This window comes from Belliella marina, assembly GCF_042682445.1.
Lineage (GTDB): Bacteria > Bacteroidota > Bacteroidia > Cytophagales > Cyclobacteriaceae > Belliella > Belliella marina.
On the sequence record NZ_JBHUHR010000004.1, the window covers coordinates 40,620 to 47,676 of the forward strand.

5 protein-coding genes are annotated in these 7,057 nt (G+C 38.1%); 1 reads left to right on the forward strand and 4 read right to left on the reverse strand.

Annotation, left to right across the window (positions count from 1 at the left end; genetic code table 11):
* Positions 1 to 108 precede the first annotated feature (108 nt).
* Complete coding sequence (gene erm, locus ACFSKL_RS02310) at positions 109 to 909, forward strand: 23S ribosomal RNA methyltransferase Erm (protein WP_376883159.1); 801 nt, start codon at positions 109 to 111, stop codon at positions 907 to 909.
* An 866-nt stretch (positions 910 to 1,775) separates the two neighbouring features.
* Here the strand turns inward: erm and ACFSKL_RS02315 are convergent.
* The 4 genes from ACFSKL_RS02315 to ACFSKL_RS02330 all read right to left on the reverse strand — a co-directional run bounded on the left by ACFSKL_RS02315 (position 1,776) and on the right by ACFSKL_RS02330 (position 6,845).
* On the reverse strand, positions 1,776 to 3,257 hold the full coding sequence (locus ACFSKL_RS02315; RefSeq protein ID WP_376883161.1) for a serine hydrolase domain-containing protein: 1,482 nt from the start codon (positions 3,255 to 3,257) through the stop codon (positions 1,776 to 1,778).
* Between the two features lie 322 nt (positions 3,258 to 3,579).
* Complete coding sequence (locus ACFSKL_RS02320) at positions 3,580 to 4,077, reverse strand: GNAT family N-acetyltransferase (RefSeq protein ID WP_376883163.1); 498 nt, start codon at positions 4,075 to 4,077, stop codon at positions 3,580 to 3,582.
* A 395-nt stretch (positions 4,078 to 4,472) separates the two neighbouring features.
* A complete protein-coding gene (locus tag ACFSKL_RS02325; protein WP_376883165.1) occupies positions 4,473 to 5,123 on the reverse strand; it encodes a hypothetical protein in 651 nt (216 codons plus the stop codon).
* A 588-nt stretch (positions 5,124 to 5,711) separates the two neighbouring features.
* Positions 5,712 to 6,845, reverse strand: coding sequence for a Fic family protein (locus tag ACFSKL_RS02330; RefSeq protein WP_376883167.1), 1,134 nt, complete (start codon positions 6,843 to 6,845; stop codon positions 5,712 to 5,714).
* Between the last annotated feature and the right edge of the window lie 212 nt (positions 6,846 to 7,057).

Genomic DNA, 7,057 nt, shown 5'->3' on the forward strand with positions numbered 1-7,057 from the left:
GTCATTTTTTTTGATAGCATTGCTTTGTCGTAGTTGCTCTGTCGGGTAATACTGTCTATTCACTTCTCTACGATTTGAATTCAAGTATTCACCTGTAAGAAGTAAGTAATGACAAAAAAGAAATTGCCCGTTCGTTTGACGGGTCAGCACTTTACTATTGATAAAGTGCTCATAGAAGATGCCATAAAACAATCAAATATAAATAGTCAGGACACGGTTTTGGATATTGGCGCAGGCAAGGGTTTTCTCACTGTTCATTTATTCAAAACTGCCAACAATGTCGTTGCTATTGAGAATGATACAGCTTTAGTTGAACATTTACTCAAGTTATTTTCTAATGCCCGTAATGTTAAAATTTTCGGTTGTGATTTCAGAAATTTTGAGATTCCCAAAACACCCTTTAAAGTGGTATCCAATATTCCTTATGGCATTACTTCCGATATTTTCAAAATCCTGATGTTTGAAAGTCTTGAAAATTTCTTGGGAGGTTCTATCGTCCTTCAGTTGGAGCCTGCGCAAAAGTTGTTTTTGGGAAAGCTCTACAATCCCTATACAGTTTTATATCATACATTCTTTGATTTAAAACTTCTTTATGAGGTAGGCCATGAAAGTTTCTTGCCCCCACCAACTGTAAAGTCAGCTCTGTTAAGCATTAAAAGAAAACAGTCGTCTTTTGATTATGATCTTAAAGTTAAATACTTATCGTTTATTTCCTGTCTTTTACAAAAGCCTGATTTATCTGTCAGAACAGCTTTGAAGTCAATTTTCAGAAAAAGTCAGGTCAGGTTAATTTCAGAAAAGTTTGGAATAAACCTTAACTCCCAAATTGTTTGTCTGTCGCCAAGTCAATGGAAAAACTGTTTTTTGGAAATGCTAAAAGTCGTCCCTGAAAGGTGTCACCCATCATAATTCAAAGTTGCTTTGTCAGGATTAGTCTAAAATAGCCGACTACCTGACTGCATACTTAAAACCTTCCGCAATGAGCAGGTGAGGTTCACAACTTGTCCCGAAGATCGGAATATGGTTTTCCAGTCTGACGAGCTAGGTAATAAAAAGGTTTAGGGGAGTCCCACCCCTAAACCTTGGCTAGCAGGATGTTTATTTTGCATAATCGTAATAGAAAACATTATTATACAATATTCCTCCTGTTCTCTTAATCTTTTCATTCTTTAAACTCCTATCAATCACAAACGAATCGGAAACAGCGCCACTTTCTTCTATCATGCCTATAACTTTATGCTCTAGGCTATCTAGAGAAGACCAATAAATTGGCTTTAAATAAACTGTTGAACGGGGCGGGACTTCAAAGCTGATACTATTTTCACCTCGTTCTATCTTTATTTCCTTATCTGTCTTTAAATGGGTTTGCCTGTTTACCCTTAAAATTTGGTTTTTGCTTAGTACTACATCTGAGTCCCTAAAGCAGTTGTTAGCATTTTCACACTTTAGAAGCACCCTGATAGGATTATTGGAAAAATTCCTGATAAAAGATTGAAATACAAAAGTACAACTGTTGCATCCCAGGCAGATTACAACAAAGACTATAAATTGTATGGTTCGTATGTTTTTCATTTCTATTATTCCACTAACACTCAAGTACAAACATAATCCGGGTTTTCGGAGCAATTCTCTTTCTGCCTACCGCAAAGTTCCTAAGAAGCAAAAAAGTCAATATTGAGCACTTCAACCCGCACTACGCTTATTATAATGTTGTGGGTAGAATATCGTTCGGGTTTACTTCAGTTATTTTCCCATCTCTCAATACAATCATCGGACTATTCAACTTTATCAAAATGGAAACCATAATACGTTACCATGGAGCTTGCATTACTTTCGCTATCATTTTTAAATGTGACTTCTATTCCCCCATCCATTTCTGTGAATTCAAGTTCTTTGGTTTGCGCCAGCGTCCAATTGAAAAAACCATTCGTGTCCATCAGTCTCAATTTCCCGTTGTCCAATAAAACCTCAACCAAAAAATCCCCTTCTATATCGGGAACGGGCCCAAATGCTCCATTATATTTATATATGCCGGTCAGCTTTTTCAATTGGTCAGGCTCAGATCGATAGGGGTCAAGTATGGTAGTTTCCGCAATCCCCCAGTCATAGTATGTAGAAAGAGACTGCAAAATTTCATTGATCAAAGGACGTCCTTTATCGGCATTTGTCATTATGATTACACCATCCCCTTTATAGGCAAAGGCCAGCATTTCATTGGTAAAACCTTCATTTTTGCCCCCATGACGGAATATCAACGAATCACCAGCCCATTGTAGCGCAGGTCCCATCCCCCATCCTTCCATTTCTTTTGTCAACATCAGTTCAATGGTTTCTTTGGATAAAATCCCATTATCCTTTCCCGCTAAGATCTCCTGCACTTCAATACAATATTTGGCCAAATCTGTCGGTGTAGTCCACAGACCTGCAGCAGCTTTTTCAGAATAATTATGCCACAGGCCATCGATTGCCTCACCTCTTCTATTATTGGCAATACTGGCCGAAGCTTCCAAACCTATCGGCAAAGGTTGCTCAAAGGTGCTGTTAGTCATTGTCAAGGGCTGTAGGATTTTAGCAGCCATAACCGTTTCAAAACCCATTCCGGCTACATCTTCCACCACTTTTTCCATAAGGGTATAGCCACCTCCTGAATACCTCCAAATACTGCCAGGAATGGTATCCAAAATTACCCGGGGTGTATTTCCCTCACCATTCAGTACCTGGATTAAGGTAGGCATTGGTTCATCGACAGCGTATCCCGGAAAGCCATGTACTGTTAATCCGGAAGTATGGTAAAGTATTTTCCTCAGGGTTACTTTTTGCTCTTTGGTGTACTCACTATCAGGGATTTTCCAATTCTTCAGATAGGTATTAACATTCTCATTAAGATCCAGCACTCCTTCTTCAACCAGTTTTAGGACTGACAATGCAGCTATAGGCTTGCTAATAGAGCCTGCTTGAAACAATGTGTTGGGGGTAACCTCCACCTTTTCATTGTCGATTATATTGGCTATGCCATAGCCTTTGGCCCAGTGGAGTTTCCCTGCTCTGATCACAGCTATACTTAAGCCCGGCACCTTGTAATGCTCCATCCGCTCTGTGATTGTATATTTTATAGAAGGATCGCCATCTACCTGGATAGACGTGATAAGACTGCTTTCGATCTCTTCTATTTCTGCATCTAGCAGACTGCTGGTCTCACTGGCGCAAGAGGCAAAAAAAAAGATGGCAGGTAAAAATGCTGTAAAGATTGTTTTCATTATTTTTCTTGGATTCTAACTAATATAAATTTAGTTGTTTAAAATTCAAAATACAAATCAGTCTATTTTTTTATCTATTACCGCATCAAAATCCAAACGTTAGCTTACGAAATCAACTTTTCCAATGTAGGGGGAATGCTGTACAACGTTTTGGGCATTGCCGAAGGCGGGGAATTTCAAGCTGAAAGTTGAAATTCAGCGCGAGGCAAACCAAAACGAATTATATTCGTTTTGGCGGTGAATGATACACAAATATTGAACTGAGCACTTTAGCTCCGCTTTTGGCAATACCTTGTTGAACTGACGTACTTTATTCCATCTATTATCGCAGTTTAAGTTCTAAAATTTCACCAGGCAAGCCATCAAAATCTTTGAATTCTTTTGACTCAAATCCATTGTTAATTAAAATTTTTCTTGAAGGAATATTTTTTGGGTCAATAATAGCAAAAAGTCGTTCTATTCCACTTTGCTTTTTTGCCGATTCTATTAATGTTTTACCGACATTGCCAGCAATACCTTTTCCCCAATATTTTGGTATAATGATATATCCAAGTTCAGCTTCTTTGTCAAGTTTAGTTTTAATTTCAAGTTTAGCCAATCCGATGAACTCCTTGTTTTTATTGTTGATGATTTTAAAGTTTCCAAAATTTTCTTTTAACTCATTGTTTTGGATGAGCTTTTCAAAGTCTTTTATGGCTTCTTCTTTTTCTAGAGCTCTTTCTGTAATCATTTCCATTACTTTTTCATTATTCACTAACTCGAAATAATGTGCAAAGTCGCTTTTCGTAAATTTTTCAAGTTTGATATTTATCTCTTCCAAATTTTTTGTTTATGCAGATGCTTAGTCAAAGTATGTCAGCCCTCTTAGATATACCCGATACAAACTTTCGCTTATTCTCCCTAAACTGGAGGGATTGACGAATATTTTATGCGGTTATCTCCCCGTTCCCAAACATAAACATTCCGTCCTTAACTTGAAACACCAACTACAGGGTATTTTTCACTGAAAAAACCTCTTATTCTCAACTCTAACCGCCTGATGTGGGCGGGATGACGGAGATCCGGACCTGCCTCCCTTTTCGGGATACCGCCGCGGCGGATCAATACACCATCCCGATAGCTCGGGATTGATGCGGGGTAGAACCCTCCCGGCAGACGGGTGTTCAATTAACCACGTCACCCGCCATTGAGCCAAACGCCTGTTATGGGGCGTTTTTATTTCTGCCCACCAAGCCATATGTCTCCACGTTTTAATGAATAAGATTCTATTATGTCCCCAATAGGTTCTTTAAACTTGTTCGTCCGATGTGGCTTTTTTAAAAGTTTCGTAAACCATTTTTTTGTGTCTTCATAGTCTTGTCTTGAAGCGTAAATATCGGGTTCTCCAACTTCTGTGTTATCATAATGGTCTTCGTCCAGTCGATATTCCCAAGTGAAGTTTTCAAGTCTATTTTTAAGTTGCCCGTAATTGTTTGGCTTCAATTTTTTACTCTCACCTGGTTTAAAGAAAACATTTTCATAATAGTCTATATTTTCACCAATTCCACAAACAACCTGCGATTTTGAAAAACGTGGTTCATACAGCCAAATCTTAAAATAGTATGGTTGTCCTAATTGATCTAATTGCTTTTTCCAAGATTCATATATATCAATCAAGCCACTCAACATTAGTTCTTTAGTCTTTGCTTTTGGTTCTGGTATTTTGCTATTTATAATTGAAATGTCACACCAAGGATGAACAACAATGTCAATGTGGTCGCCATTGTATTTTTCGATTAAATCAAATCTTAAATCGAGATTTTCCAATCTCCATTCTTCTATATGTCGATGTCTTCTTTTATGCCCTCTTATTTTTTGTCGTCTCACGGTCGTCATTTAAAATGCCCTATAACGAGTCTCCTCACGCAACTATTGCGCTATGTATGCCATATAGCATGCTCTCAGCATAAGAGTTGCTGATATAGCATAATTACCAAACATAACCATTCCGATCTTAACTTGAAATACCAACTACAAGGTATTTTTCACTGAAAAAACTTTTTATTTTAAAGACTAACCGCCTGATGCGGGCGGGACGACGGAGATCCGGGCTTGCCTCCCTATTACCGGGCGGCCTGCCTCCTAAGAAGCGGGAAGGCTTGTCTCACTTTATGGGAGGATTTCCTCCTTTTTTGGGAGGCCAGCGGTGGCGTTGTGGGCGGATATGCTTGTTCCGATCCAATCGGAAGCAAAAAAATAAAACTGTTCTATTCCACCTAGTACCCCCTTTACCTTACGGATATACGCCAAGTTGCACAAGTTAGTCAATCCGCCTTCCGGAGTGCAGGCAGCCACTATTCCATGCAAAAAAGTTGTCTTGACACCTATAGTTTAGCTAACTATATGCTTCCTAGGGTTTTTCAAGATTTGCAATTTTGAAGCGGTCTACAACCGTTGATTTTACTACTATTTCGCCTATTTTGTATATACATTGTTACCGCCTGGCATTTCTTTTAGTTCATAATTTGTGCTTCGTCCACCACTTGCTTCTTTTTGTAAGATATCCTTCTTTATCAAATCTTGAATATCTCGAAGAGCAGTATCTTGTGAGCACTTATTAATTTTTCCCCATTTCGAGGTTGTTAACTTTCCGTCAAATCCATCAAGTAGTCTGTTTATTATTTTTTGTTGCCTATCATTGAGAATTGTGGTGGAATGTATTTTCCAAAATTCTGCTTTATGAAGTATTTTCGATAAAGTCCCCTCTGTGGAATCAATAGCATTTATTAAACATTGCAAAAACCATAAAATCCATTCTGTTATATTTGAATTTCCTTTTTGTGTTTTTTCAAGTTTTTCATAATACTGTTTCCTTTCGACTCTAATTTGCGCTGACATACTGTAGAATCGCCTGATGCTTTTGTCAGAACGTGCCAATGTCATATCTGTAATTGCTCTTGTAATTCGTCCGTTTCCATCGTCAAATGGATGAATTGTCACGAACCATAAATGAGCAATAGCTGCTTTAAGAACCAAATCTATTTCGTTCTCGTTTTCAAACCAGTCTAAGAATCTTAACATTTCTGACTCTATCCTGTCTGAATTTGGAGCTTGATAGTGAACTTTTTCTTTTCCCATAGGTCCAGATACGACTTGCATTGGACCAGTCGTGTCTTTTCTCCAGTCTGCAACTGTGATTTTATAAAGATTACTCCAACCTGATGGGAACAACGCTGCATGCCAACCAAACAATCTGTCTTTAGTCAAAGGTAAATCATTTCTTTGTGTAGCATCAAGCATCATTTCAACTATTCCGTCAACATGGCGTTCCGATTCTACTGATCCGGCTATATCAATTCCTAGTCTTCGAGCGATTGAAGAACGTACTTGTTCAATTTCTAAAAATTCACCTTCAATTTCAGATGATTTTATAACATCTAAAGTAAGGGTGTTCAATACTGCTTCATTTTGCAAATCAAAACCAAGCGATTCCATTTTCCCAAGAAGTCTGCCCTGCTGGTTTCTAGCTTCACCAAGTTTTATCATCACCTTTCTATTGTCCCAAGTGAAGTCAGTCCAGTTTTCCTTTTCGTGTATATAGATTTTCATTCTCCGCAATTTATGCGACAAATATACCTCTTATTCTCCGCAAATAAAACTTTCTCCGCAAAATATGCTCAGATTAATGCTATTAATCTCCGCACTGTCATTTTTTCTGCTTCTGACTAACGTAAACAAAATCCCTCAATTTGAGCTGATTTCGAGGCCTAAATCCTCATTAGTCAGACCGAATTTATCGATTTGTTTTTTTATTCTCTTAA

Coding starts and splice junctions, on each gene's coding strand:
- erm (WP_376883159.1), top strand. CDS start 109: ATGACAAAAAAGAAATTGCCCGTTCGTTTGACGGGTCAGCACTTTACT.
- ACFSKL_RS02315 (WP_376883161.1), bottom strand. CDS start 3,257: ATGAAAACAATCTTTACAGCATTTTTACCTGCCATCTTTTTTTTTGCC.
- ACFSKL_RS02330 (WP_376883167.1), bottom strand. CDS start 6,845: ATGAAAATCTATATACACGAAAAGGAAAACTGGACTGACTTCACTTGG.